The sequence below is a fragment of the Sporofaciens sp. St.21A7 genome, from assembly GCF_059728535.1.
Genome location: NZ_BAAGFN010000001.1, coordinates 1,908,019 through 1,926,597 on the forward strand (window position 1 = coordinate 1,908,019; position 18,579 = coordinate 1,926,597).

The following is an 18,579-nucleotide window of genomic DNA, read 5'->3' on the forward strand; positions in this document are numbered from 1 at the left end:
CTATGAAACTTTTTCAGAAAAACGAGAAGAAAGCAACCCAGAAACTGCCGATGACAGGCAAGGTAAAAAAGGGCTTCCGCCATTACTGCGTGGCGGTGCTTACCGTTATGATGGTATTTGGCACATCCATGACCGCCTTTGCCGCCAATGACCCGATTGCCGTCGTCAACAACCTCTCCAACTTCATCTTCGGTCTGATACGGGCGGTCGGGATGATTATGCTCGGCTTCGGCATCGTGCAGGTCGGCTTGTCGCTGAAATCCCACGACCCGTCCCAGAGGGCGAACGGCTTCCTCACGCTGGCGGGCGGCGTTGTGATTACCTTTGCGAAAGAGATTTTAACCCTTATCACGGGCTAATCCAAAACAGACTGAAATAACAGACTGACACAAGACAGGATAACGGGGCAGATCCGCTCTGCGGGACTTGCCCCGCTATCAATTTTTAAGAACGGAGGTGGTCGAATGTCAGACAACTGGGTAGTCCAGAACTTGGAGAACGCCCTTGACACATGGAATGGAAAGTTAGCCGAGATATGGCAGCTCATCACCCAATCCCCAGAAACCTTTAAGGGCGGTGCGATATGGAAAGTCATCGTTGACATCCACGGGGCGTTGCAGGCTATCGGGCTTGCCCTGCTCGTGCTGTTCTTTGTCGTGGGCGTGATGCGTACCTGCGGCGACTTCGCAAGCGTGAAGAAGCCCGAACACGCCTTGAAGCTGTTCATCCGCTTCGCCCTTGCGAAAGGTGCGGTCACTTACGGCTTGGAGCTGATGATGGCTCTGTTCAAAATTGTGCAGGGCATGATTTCCGCCATTATGAAAGCCGCAGGCTTCGGCTCGGCACAAAAGACCGTGCTACCGACAGAGATAGTGACAGCCGTGGAGGACTGCGGCTTTTTCGAGAGCATCCCCCTATGGGCGGTCACGCTGATAGGCGGGCTGTTCATCACGGTATTGTCGTTCATTATGATAATGTCGGTGTATGGGAGATTTTTTAAATTGTATCTCTATACCGCCATCGCCCCCGTGCCGCTGTCCTCGTTTGCGGGAGAGCCGAGCCAGAGCGTGGGGAAGAGCTTCATCAAGAGCTACTCCGCCGTGTGCCTAGAGGGGGCAATCATCGTGCTTGCCTGCATCATCTTCTCGGTGTTTGCGGCGTCCCCGCCCGCTGTCAACCCCGATGCGGCGGCGGTCACGATGGTATGGGGCTATATCGGGGAATTGGTGTTCAATATGCTCGTCCTTGTCGGTGCGGTCAAGATGGCAGACCGTGTGGTAAGGGAAATGATGGGCTTGTAATTATCCAACAGGAAAGGAAAACCAGAATGAAAAAAGAAACGAAGTATTGCCAGAATTATGATATCCATCTGTTAAATGGAGAAGTCATCGGGGCTTCCGAAGCCTATGACCTGCCTGCTGAAAAAGGACTGGTCGGAAAATTTGGAAAAGCTGACGATAACGAGATATTTGAAATCGGGGATGCCATTTCTGGATATGCATATATCCCAAAACGCAGCATCCTCTTTATTTCGACGGGAGATGTCAGGGAGGGGCGGTGCTGATATGGAAGTCAAGATAAATAAGGAAATCCGCAACTACACGGAATCCATGTTCTTCGGGCTGTCGATGCGGCAGTTCCTGTTTTCCGTGCTTGCCTGCGGCGTGGCGGTCGGCTTGTTCTTCCTGCTCCGTGGCAGGTTTGGGACGGAAACATTGAGCTGGATGTGCATTTTAGGGGCTTCCCCTTTTGCAGTCATGGGATTTGTGAGGTACAACGGCATGACCGCCGAGCAGTTTGTGTGGGCATGGATAAAATCTCAGTTTCTGATGCCGAAGAAGATTTTATTTGTTCCAGAGAATTTATATTACGAAGCGGTGAAGAACGCCATTGAAGCCCATGAAAAGGGCTTGCCCGCCGTGCAGGATAAGAAAAAGAAAAAATGCAGGAGGGCAAGGCGCAAAGCGGCAAGGGAACGGAGAAAACAGGCTGAAAAAGCCAGAAAGAAAGATAAGAAATCAAGAAAGCGTAAGGAGGTAGACTATGATTAAGACACTGAAAACGCTGTTCAAGCAGGACAGGGAGAAATTCATTGTGCCGAAGTCGGTGCAGGCGGTCATCCCGTTAAAGACCATGTGGGAGGACGGCATTTTCCTTGTGGGCAGGAACAAATACGCCAAGACATTCAAGTTTGAGGACATCAACTACGCCGTGGCGAGCCGTGAGGACAAGGAAGCGATGTTCCTCGAATACTCGGAGCTTCTTAACGCCCTCGACAGCGGGGCGACCACGAAAATCACGATAAACAACCGCAGGCTCAATAAGGCAGACTTTGAGCAGACCATCTTAATCCCGATGGCGGAGGACGATTTGGATAAATACCGCAGAGAGTATAATAAAATGCTGCTCGATAAAGCAACGGGGGCAAACTCCACCGTGCAGGACAAATATGTAACCGTTTCCGTCTGCAAGAAAAACATCGAGGAAGCGAGGAATTACTTTGCCCGTGTCGGGGCTGACCTTATCGGGCATTTCAACCGTCTTGGCTCAAAGTGTACGGAACTGGACGCTAACGACAAGCTGCGTATCTTCCATGACTTCTACCGCACGGGCGAGGAAACGGCGTTCTCCTTTGACATGGCGCAGGCTATGCGGAAAGGTCATGACTTCAAGGACTATATCTGCCCCGACTCTTTTGAGTTTGAGAAAGATTATTTTAAGATGGGAAACCGCTACGGGCGTGTGATATTCCTGCGTGAGTACGCCGCCTATATCAAGGACAGCATGGTGGCGGAGCTTTGCGAGTTAAACCGTAACATGATGCTTTCCGTGGACGTCGTGCCTGTCCCGACGGACGAAGCCGTGCGGGAGGTAGAGAACCGCCTGCTCGGTGTGGAAACCAACATCACGAACTGGCAGAGGAAACAGAACCAGAACAACAATTTTTCCGCCGTCATCCCCTATGATTTGGAGCAGCAGAGAAAGGAAAGCAAGGAGTTCCTCGACGATTTGACGACCCGTGACCAGAGGATGATGTTTGCGGTGCTTACGATGGTGCATACCGCAGACACCAAAGAGCAGCTTGACAATGACACGGAAGCCCTGCTGACGACGGCAAGGAAGCATCTCTGCCAGTTTGCCGTGCTGAAGTACCAGCAGATGGACGGACTGAACACCGCCCTGCCGTTCGGCGTGAGGAAGATTGATGCGTTAAGAACGCTGACGACGGAGAGCCTTGCGGTGTTTATCCCTTTCCGTGTACAGGAAATCTACCATAAGGACGGCGTGTATTACGGGCAGAACGTCATATCAAAGAACATGATAATCGCCAACCGCCGCCACCTTTTGAACGGAAATTCCTTTATCCTCGGCGTGTCTGGTGCGGGCAAGTCGTTCACGGCAAAGGAGGAAATGACGAACATTATTCTGACCGACCCCAATGCCGATGTAATCGTTATAGACCCCGAACGTGAGTACTCCCCTCTCGTAAAGGCGATGCAGGGCGAGGTTGTCCACATCTCGGCGACGAGCGACAACCACATCAACGCAATGGACATGAACTCTGATTACGGCGACGGAGCGAACCCCGTCATCTTGAAATCAGAGTTTATTTTGTCTTTGTGCGAGCAACTTATCGGCGGGGCAAGCCTTGGGGCAAAGCAGAAATCCATCATCGACCGCTGTACGGCGAGCGTCTACCGCTACTACCAGCAGGGCAACTATATGGGTACGCCGCCCACTTTGCAGGACTTCCGTGAGGAGCTGTTAAAGCAGGACGAGCCAGAAGCGCAGGAAATCGCCCTTGCGATTGAGCTTTTCACGGACGGCTCTCTCAACACCTTTGCCAAGCATACGAACGTGGACACCCACAGCCGCCTTATCTGCTACGACATTCTGGATTTGGGCAAGCAGTTACAGCCAATCGGTATGCTCGTCGTCCTTGACAGCATCTTAAACCGCATCACCCAGAACAGGGCGAAAGGCAGGAACACGTTTATTTTCATTGACGAGATTTATCTGCTCTTTCAGCATGAGTACAGTGCCAACTTCCTCTTTACCCTCTGGAAGCGTGTGCGTAAGTACGGGGCGTACTGCACGGGCATCACGCAGAACGTGGACGACCTCTTGCAGAGCCATACGGCGAGGACGATGCTTGCCAACAGCGAGTTCATCATCATGCTGAACCAAGCATCCACAGACCGCATTGAGCTTGCGAAGCTCCTTAACATCTCCGATTTGCAGATGAGCTATATCACGAATGTCGGTGCGGGGCAGGGGTTACTCAAAGTCGGCAGCTCCCTTGTGCCGTTCGTCAACAAGTTCCCACGCAATACGGAGCTGTATAAGCTGATGACGACTAAATTTGGGGAGTGCTAAGATTGGGGGGATTTTTATGTCAGAGATAAGGTTTCGCAACGCAGCCCACCGTGATTTTTTTCTGGAAAGCATGATGAAATGCAGGGTAAACGACTGCTATCACAGGGCGTTTTTCTATGTGATGGGGATTGCGGAGGAAACAAGGAAAAATATCAATTCCATGTTCGATTTTAAAACAGACTGCATTGAGCCAGAGGGGATGCACGCAGGATGGCAGACAAGCGGCACGGTCAAGGTCTGCCACCTTGCCTTTAACCTCTGGAACGGTTACGCCGAGGAGGGGCGTGAGAAACTGTTCACGCCAGAGGAATTGTTCTGTTGCGAGTTTGCCCCGTATTTCATGGAGGGCATCAAGGTAAGGTATCCCGAATATTGCAGGGACTTACCAACGCCCAAAAAGCAGGCGGAGCATACACGTTAAAATATTAAAAAGAAAGGAAAAGCCTATGATTTTTAAGAACTATAAAACCATTCTCTGTACCGCCGCCGCTGTCGTCCTTTTGGGAGCGGCGGTTTTTTGCGGCTTTAAGATTTACAGCCATTACCAGCAGATAGACGAGCAGACCGAAGCCTTTGCGGAGATTGCCGAGGTTGTGGAGAACGCCGAGCCAGAGGAAGAACCGCCAAAAGATAAGGATACGCCCGTCAGCGAGGGCGAGGATATATTGGCAAAATACAAGGAACTGTATTTGCAGAATGAGGATATGGTCGGGTGGATTGCCATTGACGGAACAGGCATCAACTACCCCGTCATGCAGAGCAAGAACAATCCCAACTTCTATCTGAAACACAGCTTTGAAAAGGAATACAGCGACTTAGGCGTGCCGTATATCCAAGAGGACTGCGACATCCTAACAAGCGACAATCTGGTTATCTACGGACACCACATCAAAGGCGGCAGGATGTTCGGGGCATTGGAAGATTACAAATCCAAGAACTTTTATGAGAAGCATAAGACCATTCAGTTTGACACCCTCACGGAGCAGGCGCAGTATGAAATCATTGCCGTGTTTAAGACCGTGGCGTACAGCTCACAGGGCTACCGCTACTATGATTTTGTCAATGCGGAGAATGAAAAAGAGTTTGATGCCTTTGTCGGGAAGTGCAAGGAGCTTGCCTTGTATGATACGGGCGTGACAGCCCAATACGGCGACAGGCTCATTACCCTCTCCACCTGCGAATACTCGGCACAGAACGGCAGGCTTGTCGTCGTGGCAAAAAAGGTAAACTGACATGACCGCAAATCTTCTGGGAAAGGAGGTCGGATTTTATGGCTGATATAAAGACCAGAGATGCGGTCAAAGGAACGATTAAGACTTTAGACAAAGCCGCCATAGCAGGCAGGCGCATGAAATCCGCTTACGCAAAGACAAAGGACAAGGCGGAGCAGGGATATTATGCGGAGGAAAATTCCCCCACGGAATATGCCGCCGACAAGGTTTCCCATGCTTCGGGGCGTATTAAGGACGAGGGCATCCACCAATTTAATAAGCAGGGGCAGAAAAACGCCCAGATTACAAGGGAGAATATCGGTAAGGCAAAGGATAAAATCGCCGATTTTAAGGCAAAGCGGGCGAAGAAAGCCGCAGAGCAGAAAACAATGCGGAACAAGGCGGGACAAAACGCCATGCGTACAATGGGACAGGACGGCTTGCAGGAAATACAAGGGACTGCAAGCCGTCCCGCTGTTTCCGCTACTTCTGCTGCTTCTGCCAAGACCGAAACGCCCCAGACGGCGGCAAACTCGCTGATAAAGACCAGACAGCAGGGAAAGCGGACGATAAAGACAACCGTCAGAAATGCGGAAAAAACCGTCAAGACCACAGCCAAAGGCACGGTCAAGGCGGCGGAAAAAGGCGTGAAAACCGCAAAGGCGACATCCAAGACGGCGATTAAGACCACGGAGCAGACCGCAAAGGCGGCACAGAAAACGGCGAAAGCGTCCGCCAAAGCCGCCCAGAAAGCGGCACAGACGGCAAAAGCCACCGCAAAGGCGACAGCCGAAGCGACGAAAGCCACGGTCAAGGCGACCATTGCGGCGGTCAAGGCGATTATCGCAGGGACTAAGGCGTTGATTTCCGCCCTTATCGCAGGCGGCTGGATTGCCGTCGTGATAATCCTCATTGTTGTCCTGCTTGGGTGCGCCGTTTCCCTGTTCGGGGGCGGCAGCGAAAGCACGTCATATACCCCTGTCAGTGCGGAGGTGGAAGCCTACACGCCGCTGATACAGAAGTATGCGAAGCAGTACGGCATCCCCGAATATGTGGAGCTTATCAAGGCGGTGATGATGCAGGAATCTGGCGGCAAGGGCAGCGACCCGATGCAGGCGGCGGAGGGGAGCTTCAACAAGAGATACCCCCATGAGCCGAACGGCATCAAAGACCCCGAATATTCCATCGAGTGCGGCGTGCAGGAATTAAAAGCTGCCCTTGTTTCAGCCGAGGTGGAGAACCCGATTGACATGGAGCGCATCAAGCTCGCCCTGCAGGGCTACAACTTCGGCAACGGGTATATCTCATGGGCAAAGACCAACTACGGCGGCTATTCCTATGCAAATGCGGTGGAATTTTCCGCAATGCAGGCACAGCGGCTCGGTTGGGAGAAGTACGGCGACACGCAGTACCCCGCCCATGTGTTACGCTACTACCCATACGGGCGGGCGTTTACAAGCGGTGGCAATCAAGCCATCGTAGAAGTGGCTCTGACGCAGCTTGGCAACGAGGGTGGACAGCCTTATTGGAGCTGGTACGGCTTTGGCGGGCGTGTAGAATGGTGCGCCTGCTTCACATCGTGGTGCGCCGACCAGTGCGGCTATCTGGAAAGCGGCATTATCCCGAAATTCTCCCTCTGCTCGGATGGTGTAAACTGGTTTAAGGGCAAAGGACAATGGCAAGACCGAAGCTATGAGCCAACGGCAGGAAATATTATCTTTTTTGATTGGGATGGAGATGGAACAATCGACCATGTGGGTATTGTAGAGAAAAGCGAGAATGGTGTTGTTTATACCGTGGAGGGCAACTCTGGCGATGTCTGCAAGCAAAAACAATACGCTGTCGGTAGTAGCGTTATTTATGGTTACGGCTTGCCAGTTTACTAAAATAGGGCGAAAGAAAAACCAGAGGTTTTTATTCCTCTGGCTCTTTTGCCTTACATAGCCCGTTTACGGTTGCTTCTATGACGGACAGCTCCTTGTCATTCAATCGGTCAAGCAAAGTGTCCAAATGCCTGCGGACAGAACTTTTAACTGCCGTCTTGTCCGAATGTATGTACTCGTCAACCGAAATGTCAAATATCATAATAAGTTGAAAAAACAACTCAATGCTTGGATATTGTCCCTCATTTTCAATTGCTTGGAGATGTCTGGGGTTGTAGTCAACAATACGGGCAAGCTGTTCTCTGGTCATGCCTTTGGCTTTTCGAGCTTTCTTAATTGCTTGTCCTATGGGTGTAAAATCAAAGTCAAAATCGTTGTTTCTCTCGTCCATAAGTTCACCACCTATACTCTGAAATTCTTACCCTTATATTTTACAGAGATGTGGCTTCTGATTAAACGCTGTGAAATCTCTTGGTATAAGATATTTAATAGCCTGTATTGAGATATAAAAGTTCGTGTTTACACAGTTGATATTATTCGTTTGACCGCTTATAATGGATGCAATACATTTGGGAGGCTAATTATGTTTGAGTATATGACGGTGCAGGAAGCCGCAAAGCTTTGGAAATTATCTGAACGACAGGTACAGAAATTATGTGAGACCAATCGGATTGATGGAGTAGTTCGTTTGAGCCGAATATGGTTAATACCTCGAATAGCAAAAAAACCTGCGGATGCCCGAAGAAAAGAAAACAAATTAGAAGAAATTCATACAGATGACAAATAGGAATGCCACAATAAGGGCGGAGGTGAAATGGTATGGCAAAAATTTTGGTAGTTGAAGATGATGAACTGACAAATGAAACAGTCAGCGAATATTTTCGTGATATGGAGCATACTGTCGTTTCAGTCTTTGATGGAGAAACGGCAGTTGAATCATTTAATACAGATAAAATCGACCTTGTAATACTGGATATTATGCTACCGAAAATGAGTGGATTGAACGTCCTGAAGCAAATCAGAAAAAGTAGTTCTATTCCCGTGATTATGTTGACAGCTATGGACGATACAGATACACAGATTATGAGTTTTGATGGTTTGGCTGACGATTATGTAATAAAACCATTTTCCATTGTTCTTCTTGGTAAAAGAGTGACAGCTTTGCTCCGCCGTGTCGGGAAAACTGAACCCGAAAAGATATGGCAGCAAGGAGATGTAATGGTTGATTTTTCTGGTTTTTCGGCAGAAAAAGCAGGAATATCGGTTGATATTTCACCGAAGGAAGTATTGTTGCTGAAAATGTTGGTGGAGCATCCAGGTGTTGTTTTGACGAGAGAACAGATATTAAACTATATTTGGGGTATAGATATTCCGCTAAATGATAGAACAATTGACACTTACGTAGGACGCTTGCGGAAAAAGTTGGATTTGGACTGTATTCAAACGATAAAAGGTGTGGGATATAAATTTGAGGTGAAGCGATGAAATTATTTCAAAAAAACTTTTTATATACGCTTTCCATTATGGTGTTGATTACCTTGTTGGGGCATTGCCTGATTTACCTTCTCATTCCCACAATTTACACCAATCAAAAGGAAAAGCAGGCAATAGAAATCAGTAATGAAATCGTGCGAAAATTACAGGAATCTGAGTCCAAAACACCTCAAGAACTGGTTGAGCAATACGCAAAGAAAAGCAAGTCATGTATCTCCCTTTCCTATGAAGGAGAGCAATATGTTTTTGGGGCTTTTTATATTGAGGATGTACTGAATGGGAACGGGAAGAATTATTCGTTTCAGGCATCTCCTGATGGTAAACTGGAAAGTTCTAATACATTTCCTCAAATTACAAACCAAGGCATAGAGGGATTAACACCATTCCTTTCCACACAATTTGTAAAAAAGACCTCGACATTTATGGATGATTATGATAAAGAATGTAGTTTACAGATTGTAATGACTTTACAGCCGGTTGGCGAAGTTAAAGGCGTTGTTCTTGAAATACTTCCGTTTACCCTGATAATTTGTGTACTGATTTCTGTTATTGTTGCTTTGTGGTATTCCAGACGGATGACAAAGCCAATCACAGAAATATCAAATGCAACCAGTCGTATGAAGAAGTTGGAACGCACGATTATCTGTCCTGTGACATCAAAAGATGAAATCGGGCAGCTTGCTCAAAATGTAAATTCGTTATATAGGGAGTTGCTTACTTCTATTGATGACCTACATGCTGAAATTGAACATGTCAACGAGGTAGAGCAATCCAAGATAGACTTTATGCGAGCAGCTTCCCATGAACTTAAAACGCCAGTTACTGCGGTATGTACCATGCTGGATAGTATGATTTTGGGAATAGGAAAGTTTCAGGATTACGACACCTATCTGCCTGTGTGCAAAGATATGATGTTACAGCTGGCAACGATGATTCAAGAGGTATTAGATGCGTCTAAGCTCAGTGGTCAGCAAGAAGAAAAGGTAGCTGAGGTTTCTCTATCAGAGCTTCTTAACGAAGTGTGTAGCCCTTATATTCTAATTGCCAAAGCTAAGGGGATAAACTTTAAAATGGACGTGGATGACAGCAGTTATGCTATGCTCCCGCAAAAAGCAGTCACAAAAGCAATTTCCAATATAATTTCTAATGCCGTAAAATATACGGAAAAGGGAAAGCGGGTTTTTATCTCTTGTATGAATGGAACTCTAATTGTAGAAAACGAATGTAAGCCTATTCCAGAAAAAGAGCGAAAGCATCTATTTGAAGCATTCTACCGACCAGACTATTCCAGAAGTCGGACAACGGGAGGTAATGGACTTGGTCTTTACCTTACAGGGAAAATTTTAGATACCTACCGTATTAGCTATGCCTTAGAGCCAACGAATAGTGGAATGCGGTTTCGTATAGATTTAAAAAAGTAAATTTCTGTAGTGAAAGCATCCTCTTTGCCGAGGGTGTTTTTTTATTTCATAGAAAAGTGCGTCCTATGAAACAAAAAGCCCTCCGGGCGGGATGCACACTGCGGCGTGAGCGGTGGATGTCGCGATGCGACCGCCGCAGGCGCGAGTTTCGCAAGCGAAACTCTTTTCTTGTTTTGACAACTTCATGACAACTACACTTCATACGCATGAAAAATGCTCCGTTTATAATACTTCTTGAAAACAAAATAAAGGAGGATTTTCTATGGGTGCAATGAAACGCACAGTACGTTATCTTACTCGCAAATGGAAAAAAAGTATTTTACTGTTTGCAATTTTCCTTGTGGTTGGAACATTGGTAATCTCAGGCATTTCAATTCAGAGTGCTTCGGAGCAAGCTGCCACAAATTTACGCAGGTCATTTGGCGGTGGTTTTGTTATGAAAGAAGACCACAGCGACCAATCCAAGTTTGAACGTCGGGATGTTGGCAACGGAAGCTACGCAATGGTTTATACTGGGGAATCACTTACAAAAGAGATTGCTGATAAGGTAGCCTCTGTTCCTGGTGTCAGTGGATACAATGCGGAGAACATCGGACCCGCTAACTTAAAAACTATGGAAGGTGACTATTTAGAACTTAAAAGCATCGAAGGCAGTATGTTTGCCAATGAGCCTGTTCTTAGCAAGCAAGCCAACATTTATGGCTATACTAACACGCAGGAAGCGGATATGTTCACAGGGGGAAGTATAGAGTTAATTGAAGGGCGGCAGATTACGCCAAAAGACCAAAATGCCGTTCTTATTCACAAAGAGCTTGCCGAGAAAAATGGCTTAAAACTTGGCGACCAGTTTATCATTGCTATGAATTCACAGATTACGGGCGGTGATGAGGAAGGCGGAAAACTGAAAGAAACCGTAACCATTGTCGGCATTTTTGACTCAAAAGTAAGTCAACAAGTATCTGTGTTCTCTACGCCGGGTGAACTTTTGGAAAATACAGTATTGATGGATGTAGAAACTAGCGTAAAGCTACTCTCGTGGTCATCCGCAGGATATTATAAAGTTCATTATCGGGTGAATGACCCCGCAGAACTAAACAATATTATGCAAGAAGTGAAAAAACTGAATTCCATTGATTGGAGCTGTTACTCCATATCCACAGATAATAAGACCTATGAAGTTGCTACTACTCCGTTGGATAATTTAAGCGGATTGATTACCACTCTTATCATTATTATTACTATTATTGGTGTGGCAGTTTTAATTTTACTGCTTACCATGTGGACAAAAAGCCGTACTCATGAATCTGGGATTTTGCTTTCACTCGGAATTGGCAAATTTAAAATTATCATGCAGCATATGGCAGAAGTATTTATTATAGCAATCTTGGCGTTTGGCATTTCGTTTTTTACGAGCAGTGCAGTAGCACAAGGCTTGGGAAACACCTTGTTGGGTGACACCAGCCAAAGCAGTACACCACAGAATACGCAGTTAGAGGAAGATGGGTCTTTTGGGTATACGCTTCCTGAAACACCGATGAATGTAGATACAGCAACGGAGCTGAGTGTGACCGTAGTACCGCAGACTTTCCTATGGGTATTCGGAATCGGCGGCTTATTGACTGTTGTAGCTGTATTAGCTGCATCCGTACCGTTGTTCCGTTTAAAGCCAAAACAGCTTCTCGCTAAAATGAGTTAGGAGAGGAAATCATATGGGAATATTTCAAAGAGCCTTTCTATCCGTCATAAGGAAGTTGGGAAAAAGCGTTGTTCTGTTCTTAGTATTACTTGTCGTGTCCACCTTTGTTTTAGTTGGGCTATCGACAAAACGAACATCGGATACAGCAGCATTGGAACTCCGTTACACTCTTGGTGGAAATTTTGGGCTTGTGATAAATAAGGCGAATTCCGAGAATTACAAAGCGGACGAAAACGGTGGGGTACAATACACAGGTTCTTCCCTTGATGATTCGGTGATAGAAAAAGTGATGTCTATATCAGGGATTGAACAATACAATGCCTACCAAAACGGAGAATCAGAAGTGCTGTCCTCTGACGGTATACCATTAGAGCTTATTAAAACCAACAATCAATACGATGAGGATGAGCGATTGCTGCACATGGCTACAAGTGAGTCCAATTCCTTTTCTGAGAAAAGCAATTATTTCCAAAAGGAAATTTTCCAGCTCACAGAAGGGAAGCATATTGGGGATGGTGACACAAGCATTGCATTGATTAGTAAAGACCTCGCTGCTGTTAATCACCTAAAGGTAGGTGACAAAATTATGTTAAAAACAATGAATGGCGGTGCAGTCGTTACTCTTACCATCGCAGGACTATTTGAGATAAAGGAACCTCAAGTAAATGCCGGGCTTGCTCCACCACCTTCACTTTATCAAAACCGTATTTTTACAGATAATAAAACAGCAAAAGAACTTTATACAAATGGTAAGGGCGAGTATAAAGGAGTGAATTTCTATGTGGATGACCCTGCGCAGCTTAGTAATATCATAGAATCTGTGAAGGAAAATGTAAATATTGCGTGGGACGACTTCTCCATTGAAACGGCTGATGCAGAATACAGACGTTCTGCTGCACCGCTTGAAAAAATGTCCTCCATGCTGTCCTCGTTACTTCTTTGTATCGTAGTCGGAAGTCTGCTTGCACTTTCGCTCATGCTTGCTCTATGGATGAAAGAACGAGTGCATGAAATAGGTGTATTGTTGGCAATGGGATTTGATAAAATCCAAATTATCGGGCAGCACATAGTGGAAATTCTGCTTATTGCCATTGTAGCTTTTGGCATTTCCTATTTTGCAGGAGCAGCGGCAGCAAATACCGCAGGTAATTATTTAATGACAAGTGCTTGTGAACAGTCTGTAGGTGAACAAGACATTGAGGTAACAGGGAAAGATACAGCACCCATTGAAATAGATGTGACTGCTCCTGATTTTTTTGCGGTCTGTGGAATTGGCTCATTAGTAGCCGTTCTGTCCGTTTTTGTTTCGAGTGTGCCAGTAGTGCGGCTCAAGCCAAAAGAAATTTTATCAAAGATGAATTAATGAAAGGTGGAATAAAAATATGTCAATTTTAGAAACAAAAAATCTTGGCTATTCCTATAACGGGAAATCAAAGGTACTTGAAGATATTTCAATAAGCTTTGATGTTGGAAAGATGTATGCCATTCTTGGTCCGTCAGGGTGTGGAAAAACAACATTGCTCTCTCTGCTCGGTGGTTTAGATGTTCCGACTAAAGGCGAAGTCGTATGCAACGGAGAGAACATCAATAAACTGGGACTAGCAAAACACAGGCATGAAAATGTTTCTTTTATCTTTCAGGCATACAACCTGATAGATTATATGAACTCAATAGAAAATGTGAAGTTGACCTCAAAAAAAGCTCCGCTTCCTATTCTGGAGCGTTTGGGGTTGACAAAAGAAGAAACCAAACGTAATGTCCTCAAGCTCTCAGGCGGCCAACAGCAACGTGTGGCGATAGCGAGGGCATTAGCCAGCGATACAGCGATTTTGCTTGCCGATGAGCCAACAGGAAATCTTGATGAGGATACAGCAGAGGAAATCACGCAAATTCTCAAAGAAAGCGCACATGAACTCAAGCGTTGCGTTATCATTGTGACACATTCGGGGGCGTTAGCGAAACAAGCTGATATAGTGATAAAACTTCGTAAGGGAAAAGCACAGATTTTTGAGCGTCCTGAAGAAATAAATAAGCAATCTACCTCGCAGCCACAAAAACGCAAAAATAATGTGTCACGCAGTGAAAGGAGATGAGAATAAATGAATGACAATCAGATGATTAAAACAAAGAAAAAAGATGGTCTACTCTCGTTGATTTTGTATGTTCTCGCAGCAATTTTGTTAATTACAGCTTTTATTTCATTGGCAGCCTGCCAACAAAATATTTCGGCGCAGCTTGCACAGGGCGTTTCCGTCAAAGGTAACGAGCTGGCTATTTTAAATATCTATCTTTCCAGTTGTGTCCAACATTTCGCTTTTGCAGGCTTGCTGTTTTTCTGCGGTTTGCAGTGTAGGAAAAGCACATTTGAAAAAATGGGAACGTTGAAGAATATTCTGTTGCCGTATGCGGAAAATCAGCAGTGCGGTATAAAATCGCCTATTCCATCTAATATGGAGCATCCAGATGAAACAGAGCTTGAAATTGATTTCACAGGATGGAATTCAAAGGAATAGAACAATTTGACTATTTAGAAAAAGGTATTTTTTCATTTATACCAAAACAAGCCTACCGAATAAAAAAAACGGAGCTTCGGTGGGCTGATTTGCCATGCTTTGAAATCTCTCCGACTTCGCTTTTTGAAGTTTGGAGGGATTTTTGTTGTCTGCAAATAGCGACTTCCATTTACATATATTATATAAAAGATGGGCGGATAACCCGTTAAAAAAATTTGTTTCAGTACAAGGGGGCTTTGCACCCAACAAGTAGAAGTTAAATCTCTACATATTGGAACTAAAATATCTATAAACCGTAAAGGTATAACAACCTTTGCGGTTTTTCTTTTGTCGATTTTTGCAGGAATACGTCGTAAGGCAGTTTCTGGCGTTGGATGCCGTTCACCGCCTGCCAATGTGGATTTTCAAAAAAATTCAGATTGGAGGTACTTACGGTGAAATACGCACCAAGAAAGGTATATATCAAAGAAAGTGGCAGCTACACAGAGTTATCCTATAAGGAATTTTGCAACCGCAGAGAAACGGACAGGGCTTATGCGGACAAGCTCTTTATTCCCGTGCAGGGCTGTCTGATTGAAACGGAACAGGCACATTATATTGAGTTTTATCGTGACAAGGAGCGTTGGCGTTATCTGAAAAAACTCGATGCAGATAACAGCCTGTTATCCTTAGAGGCATTTGAGAGAGATGATGACAATAGTATTGATTTCATCGCTGATGAAGCGGTAAATGTTGCGGAAGCTGTTGTCCATAGGATGATGTTGGACAAGCTGCGTTCTGCCCTTGCCATGTTATCTGAAGATGAGCAAAAGTTGGTAAATGCTATCTTTTTTCAAGAACTGTCAGAAAGAGAATGGTCAAGCATTTCGGGTATTCCGCAAAAGACAATCAATGACCGAAAACGGAGAATATTAGCCAAGCTCAAAAAAATTCTGGAAAAATAAAAAATTTGTTCCGCTCAAGCCCCTCACTTTTTCCTTTGGAAAAGTGAGGGGCTTTTTACAGGCTTCCCGCAGTTCTTTGACAACTGAATAGTCATTCACCAAATACATTCTCTTTGTGACTGTAATGAGCATAAGCGTGTGCAGCGGTACGCCATGACCTGCCGAAAAAGCAACAGCGATGAAAGGTGGTGAGCGGATAATTACCGACTCAAAATATCGGGCAGCTCCCGATTTCGCCATGACACACAAAGGGGACAATGATACTCCCGTCCAGTCATAGTCCGAGCGGTAACCAATCCGCCGCAGGCAATGAGGGCGGCTCTGTCAGACCGACAGTTGGGGTGCAACTCCCGTGGCGTCAGTTCGCTGCTGACCGTTTGGTGACTTCCCTTGCGTTATCACGCATCAGCATTTTCGGGGTGTCGGGGACAAATAGAAAATGCTTTCTATCATAAAGCCAGATGCAGAGCGGTCAATGGAACAGAGTTTGTTTTATATTCTCCCGACCTTAAATGCTTCCTTGCGTCTGGCTGTTACATAGGCAGGGTATTCCTGCCTAAATCAAAATAGGAGGTCAGATACTATGGATAGAATTATTAAGCGTGGCGACATCTACTATGCAGAGCTTAATCCCGTTATCGGCTCGGAACAGGGTGGCACAAGACCCGTACTTATCATTTCCAATGATACAGGCAACAGGCACAGCCCGACAGTTATTATTGCCGCTATCACGGGCAAGACACAGACAAAGGCGAAATTGCCGACACACACCGAGGTAAAAGAGGTTGAGGGGCTTGACAGGGATTCTATTATCCTGCTTGAACAGATACGGACGATTGACAAGAAGAGGCTTAAAAATCATATGGGTACAATGCCCGATAATATAATGGCAAGGGTTGACAAGGCTCTTGCCATTAGTCTTGCTATGGCAAATAAATAAAGGGGGTGTATCGGAATATGCTCATTGACGATGAGTGGAACGGCTTGGCTGACCTGCTGGCAAATCTGATAGCAAAATACGCTTCTGAACTGGGCATAGACGGTATGCCCGATGCCAGTCGTAGCAAAGAATATGGCAGCGACTCTAATATTCACCAAAATCGCACATTTGTTGTTTCAGAGAATCGCTGATACAATTTTAAGTGCAGAAAATAAATATAACGGTTTTGGTAAAAAAGGAGTTGCTGTTATTATGAACAAAGAAAAAATAAAGGTTTACACTTATAAGAGGGTTTCCACCGCCATGCAGATTGACGGTTATTCACTGGACGCACAGCGGGCAAGGATGAAAGCGTATGCAGACTTTAATGATTATGAAATTGTCGGCGAGTATGAGGATGCAGGGAAATCGGGCAAATCCATTGAAGGGCGGATGCAATTCAGACAGATGATGGAAGATGTGAAGTCAGGAAAAGACAACATCTCGTATGTATTGGTATTCAAGCTGTCACGTTTTGGAAGAAATGCGGCAGATGTTCTTTCCACTTTGCAGGTCATGCAGGACTTCGGCGTGAACTTAATCTGCGTGGAGGACGGGATTGATTCGTCTAAAGATGCGGGTAAACTGATGATTTCCGTTTTGTCGGCGGTAGCTGAAATTGAGCGTGAGAATATCCGTGTCCAGACAATGGAGGGCAGAATCCAGAAAGCCAGAGAGGGAAAATGGAATGGCGGATTTGCCCCCTATGGCTACCAACTTGTAAATGGCAAGTTGGAAATCAACGAGGAAGAAGCAGTTGCAATCCGAACAATCTATGACCAGTATGTGAATACGGATATTGGCTCAAACGGGATTTCAAAATATCTGGAGAATCACGGCATCCGCAAGATACAACGTCAAAATGGGAAGAACCCTCTTTTTGACGCCCACTTAGTCCGTCTGATATTGAAAAATCCAGTCTATTGCGGTAAAATTGCTTATGGACGTAGGAAAACAGAAAAAGTTCACGGAACACGAAATGAATACCATCTTGTGGAGCAGGAAAATTTTCTTTTGGTAGACGGACTGCATGAGGCTATTATTCCAGAGGATGTCTGGAATGCGGCACAGGCAAAACTGATTGCACAGGCGAAGAAATATGAACACGTTAATAAAGGGAAAAATGAACGGACGCATCTGCTTTCTGGGATTGTAAAATGTCCCATATGCGGTGCAGGGATGTATGGGAATAAAAGCATCAAATATAAAAAAGACGGTACAAAATACAAAGATTTCTTTTATTATGGGTGTAAACACCGTGGTATGCAGCGGGGGCATAAATGCGATTATAGAAAGCAGATACGGGAAGAACTTTTGGACGATGCCGTAGCCGAAGTGATAGTAAAACTGGTCAGCAATCCCCATTTTGCGGCAATGATGCAGGAAAAAATCAACATGAAAGTTGATACGACCGCCATAGACCAAGAAATAACAAATTATGAAAAACAGCTCCGCCAAGATTACGCCATTAAATCGAAGCTGATTGAGGAAATTGATAACCTCAATCCCGATGACAGACATTATATTAGAAGAAAGTCAGACCTTGATGACAGGCTTTATCGGATGTATGACAAGATAGAGGAACTGGAATCACAGTTGATTGATGCAAGAGCGAAAAAGACATCCATCGAAGCCGAGAAAATCACAGGGGATAATATTTACAAGGTATTGATTTGTTTTGACAAGCTGTATTTCGCTATGAACGATGTGGAACGGCGACAGCTTATTGAAGCGTTGATTGCAGAAATACAGATTTATGAGGAACGTAAACCCAATGGTCAGTGGCTTAAATCAATTCGGTTTAAGCTGCCGATTATTGAAAATGATTTAAGTATAGGTTTGGACAACGGTGAACATGTTGAGACTATTGTGTTGATACAAAAGAAAACCTCGTAGAAATCCTTTATTTTAGGCACTTTGCGAAGCATTTCATGTTCACTTCGGAGGGTGAAAAAATCCGAAATAAGCACCTCAAAAACTACTTTGACGTTTCGGTGGTAGTTGATATCGGGTGTGGGAACACAAACGGAAAATAAAGGGTTTGGGCAATCAACGTGTCTA

Annotated in this window: 20 protein-coding genes; 19 read left to right on the plus strand and 1 reads right to left on the minus strand. The window is 45.4% G+C overall.

What is annotated here, in order from left to right:
* Window positions 1-2 precede the first annotated feature (2 nt).
* The 8 genes from AC6I3O_RS09310 (at window position 3) to AC6I3O_RS09345 (ending at window position 7,474) form a co-directional block, all read left to right on the plus strand.
* Window positions 3-359, plus strand: a complete 357-nt coding sequence (locus AC6I3O_RS09310; protein WP_497850662.1) for a glutamyl-tRNA amidotransferase — start codon at window positions 3-5, stop codon at window positions 357-359.
* 105 nt (window positions 360-464) lie between these two features.
* Window positions 465-1,301, plus strand: coding sequence for a VirB6/TrbL-like conjugal transfer protein, CD1112 family (locus AC6I3O_RS09315; RefSeq protein WP_497850663.1), 837 nt, complete (start codon window positions 465-467; stop codon window positions 1,299-1,301).
* Between the two features lie 26 nt (window positions 1,302-1,327).
* Window positions 1,328-1,564 carry a hypothetical protein gene (locus tag AC6I3O_RS09320; RefSeq protein ID WP_497850664.1) on the plus strand — a complete coding sequence of 79 codons (237 nt, stop codon included), beginning with the start codon at window positions 1,328-1,330 and terminating at the stop codon, window positions 1,562-1,564.
* Window position 1,565: 1 nt separating this feature from the next.
* On the plus strand, window positions 1,566-2,051 hold the full coding sequence (locus AC6I3O_RS09325; protein WP_016303344.1) for a PrgI family protein: 486 nt from the start codon (window positions 1,566-1,568) through the stop codon (window positions 2,049-2,051).
* Window positions 2,044-4,377, plus strand: a complete 2,334-nt coding sequence (locus AC6I3O_RS09330; protein WP_497850665.1) for a VirB4-like conjugal transfer ATPase, CD1110 family — start codon at window positions 2,044-2,046, stop codon at window positions 4,375-4,377. Before AC6I3O_RS09325 ends, AC6I3O_RS09330 begins: the two co-directional genes overlap by 8 nt.
* A 16-nt stretch (window positions 4,378-4,393) precedes the next feature.
* Window positions 4,394-4,798, plus strand: a complete 405-nt coding sequence (locus AC6I3O_RS09335; protein WP_497850666.1) for a DUF6075 family protein — start codon at window positions 4,394-4,396, stop codon at window positions 4,796-4,798.
* A 25-nt stretch (window positions 4,799-4,823) separates the two neighbouring features.
* Window positions 4,824-5,609 carry a class B sortase gene (gene srtB / locus AC6I3O_RS09340; RefSeq protein ID WP_497850667.1) on the plus strand — a complete coding sequence of 262 codons (786 nt, stop codon included), beginning with the start codon at window positions 4,824-4,826 and terminating at the stop codon, window positions 5,607-5,609.
* Between the two features lie 38 nt (window positions 5,610-5,647).
* Entirely contained in the window at window positions 5,648-7,474 is a 1,827-nt protein-coding gene (locus AC6I3O_RS09345; protein ID WP_497850668.1) for a lysozyme family protein, read from the plus strand.
* 28 nt (window positions 7,475-7,502) lie between these two features.
* Here the strand turns inward: AC6I3O_RS09345 and AC6I3O_RS09350 are convergent, their stop codons facing one another.
* The gene (locus tag AC6I3O_RS09350) at window positions 7,503-7,862 is read right to left on the minus strand and encodes a helix-turn-helix transcriptional regulator (protein ID WP_160578971.1); all 360 of its coding nucleotides are present in this window, start codon (window positions 7,860-7,862) and stop codon (window positions 7,503-7,505) included.
* A gap of 192 nt (window positions 7,863-8,054) precedes the next feature.
* On the opposite strand from AC6I3O_RS09350, the gene AC6I3O_RS09355 reads away from it, so the two are divergent.
* From AC6I3O_RS09355 to AC6I3O_RS09405, 11 genes are all read left to right on the plus strand, one after another.
* Complete coding sequence (locus tag AC6I3O_RS09355) at window positions 8,055-8,258, plus strand: helix-turn-helix domain-containing protein (protein ID WP_160578972.1); 204 nt, start codon at window positions 8,055-8,057, stop codon at window positions 8,256-8,258.
* Between the two features lie 32 nt (window positions 8,259-8,290).
* Window positions 8,291-8,956, plus strand: a complete 666-nt coding sequence (locus tag AC6I3O_RS09360) for a response regulator transcription factor (protein WP_160278261.1) — start codon at window positions 8,291-8,293, stop codon at window positions 8,954-8,956.
* The gene (locus tag AC6I3O_RS09365) at window positions 8,953-10,386 is read left to right on the plus strand and encodes an ATP-binding protein (RefSeq protein WP_497850669.1); all 1,434 of its coding nucleotides are present in this window, start codon (window positions 8,953-8,955) and stop codon (window positions 10,384-10,386) included. Before AC6I3O_RS09360 ends, AC6I3O_RS09365 begins: the two co-directional genes overlap by 4 nt.
* Window positions 10,387-10,648: 262 nt before the next feature.
* Complete coding sequence (locus tag AC6I3O_RS09370) at window positions 10,649-12,082, plus strand: ABC transporter permease (protein ID WP_497850670.1); 1,434 nt, start codon at window positions 10,649-10,651, stop codon at window positions 12,080-12,082.
* Window positions 12,083-12,095: 13 nt separating this feature from the next.
* Window positions 12,096-13,445, plus strand: a complete 1,350-nt coding sequence (locus AC6I3O_RS09375; protein ID WP_497850671.1) for an ABC transporter permease — start codon at window positions 12,096-12,098, stop codon at window positions 13,443-13,445.
* 19 nt (window positions 13,446-13,464) lie between these two features.
* Complete coding sequence (locus tag AC6I3O_RS09380) at window positions 13,465-14,175, plus strand: ATP-binding cassette domain-containing protein (RefSeq protein WP_159752148.1); 711 nt, start codon at window positions 13,465-13,467, stop codon at window positions 14,173-14,175.
* 6 nt (window positions 14,176-14,181) lie between these two features.
* Window positions 14,182-14,595 carry a hypothetical protein gene (locus AC6I3O_RS09385; RefSeq protein ID WP_497850672.1) on the plus strand — a complete coding sequence of 138 codons (414 nt, stop codon included), beginning with the start codon at window positions 14,182-14,184 and terminating at the stop codon, window positions 14,593-14,595.
* A gap of 434 nt (window positions 14,596-15,029) precedes the next feature.
* Entirely contained in the window at window positions 15,030-15,539 is a 510-nt protein-coding gene (locus AC6I3O_RS09390; protein ID WP_497850673.1) for an RNA polymerase sigma factor, read from the plus strand.
* 583 nt (window positions 15,540-16,122) lie between these two features.
* Window positions 16,123-16,479, plus strand: coding sequence for a type II toxin-antitoxin system PemK/MazF family toxin (locus AC6I3O_RS09395; protein ID WP_497850674.1), 357 nt, complete (start codon window positions 16,123-16,125; stop codon window positions 16,477-16,479).
* A 17-nt stretch (window positions 16,480-16,496) separates the two neighbouring features.
* Complete coding sequence (locus AC6I3O_RS09400; protein ID WP_160260212.1) at window positions 16,497-16,670, plus strand: hypothetical protein; 174 nt, start codon at window positions 16,497-16,499, stop codon at window positions 16,668-16,670.
* Between the two features lie 61 nt (window positions 16,671-16,731).
* Window positions 16,732-18,414: a recombinase family protein gene (locus tag AC6I3O_RS09405; RefSeq protein ID WP_497850675.1), complete on the plus strand. Its 1,683-nt coding sequence runs from the start codon at window positions 16,732-16,734 to the stop codon at window positions 18,412-18,414.
* Window positions 18,415-18,579: the final 165 nt, after the last annotated feature.

Bases quoted from the DNA above. Each gene is read 5' to 3' on its own strand.
- AC6I3O_RS09310 (WP_497850662.1), top strand. From the start codon at position 3: ATGAAACTTTTTCAGAAAAACGAGAAGAAAGCAACCCAGAAACTGCCG.
- AC6I3O_RS09315 (WP_497850663.1), top strand. From the start codon at position 465: ATGTCAGACAACTGGGTAGTCCAGAACTTGGAGAACGCCCTTGACACA.
- AC6I3O_RS09320 (WP_497850664.1), top strand. From the start codon at position 1,328: ATGAAAAAAGAAACGAAGTATTGCCAGAATTATGATATCCATCTGTTA.
- AC6I3O_RS09325 (WP_016303344.1), top strand. From the start codon at position 1,566: ATGGAAGTCAAGATAAATAAGGAAATCCGCAACTACACGGAATCCATG.
- AC6I3O_RS09330 (WP_497850665.1), top strand. From the start codon at position 2,044: ATGATTAAGACACTGAAAACGCTGTTCAAGCAGGACAGGGAGAAATTC.
- AC6I3O_RS09335 (WP_497850666.1), top strand. From the start codon at position 4,394: ATGTCAGAGATAAGGTTTCGCAACGCAGCCCACCGTGATTTTTTTCTG.
- srtB (WP_497850667.1), top strand. From the start codon at position 4,824: ATGATTTTTAAGAACTATAAAACCATTCTCTGTACCGCCGCCGCTGTC.
- AC6I3O_RS09345 (WP_497850668.1), top strand. From the start codon at position 5,648: ATGGCTGATATAAAGACCAGAGATGCGGTCAAAGGAACGATTAAGACT.
- AC6I3O_RS09350 (WP_160578971.1), bottom strand. From the start codon at position 7,862: ATGGACGAGAGAAACAACGATTTTGACTTTGATTTTACACCCATAGGA.
- AC6I3O_RS09355 (WP_160578972.1), top strand. From the start codon at position 8,055: ATGTTTGAGTATATGACGGTGCAGGAAGCCGCAAAGCTTTGGAAATTA.
- AC6I3O_RS09360 (WP_160278261.1), top strand. From the start codon at position 8,291: ATGGCAAAAATTTTGGTAGTTGAAGATGATGAACTGACAAATGAAACA.
- AC6I3O_RS09365 (WP_497850669.1), top strand. From the start codon at position 8,953: ATGAAATTATTTCAAAAAAACTTTTTATATACGCTTTCCATTATGGTG.
- AC6I3O_RS09370 (WP_497850670.1), top strand. From the start codon at position 10,649: ATGGGTGCAATGAAACGCACAGTACGTTATCTTACTCGCAAATGGAAA.
- AC6I3O_RS09375 (WP_497850671.1), top strand. From the start codon at position 12,096: ATGGGAATATTTCAAAGAGCCTTTCTATCCGTCATAAGGAAGTTGGGA.
- AC6I3O_RS09380 (WP_159752148.1), top strand. From the start codon at position 13,465: ATGTCAATTTTAGAAACAAAAAATCTTGGCTATTCCTATAACGGGAAA.
- AC6I3O_RS09385 (WP_497850672.1), top strand. From the start codon at position 14,182: ATGAATGACAATCAGATGATTAAAACAAAGAAAAAAGATGGTCTACTC.
- AC6I3O_RS09395 (WP_497850674.1), top strand. From the start codon at position 16,123: ATGGATAGAATTATTAAGCGTGGCGACATCTACTATGCAGAGCTTAAT.
- AC6I3O_RS09400 (WP_160260212.1), top strand. From the start codon at position 16,497: ATGCTCATTGACGATGAGTGGAACGGCTTGGCTGACCTGCTGGCAAAT.
- AC6I3O_RS09405 (WP_497850675.1), top strand. From the start codon at position 16,732: ATGAACAAAGAAAAAATAAAGGTTTACACTTATAAGAGGGTTTCCACC.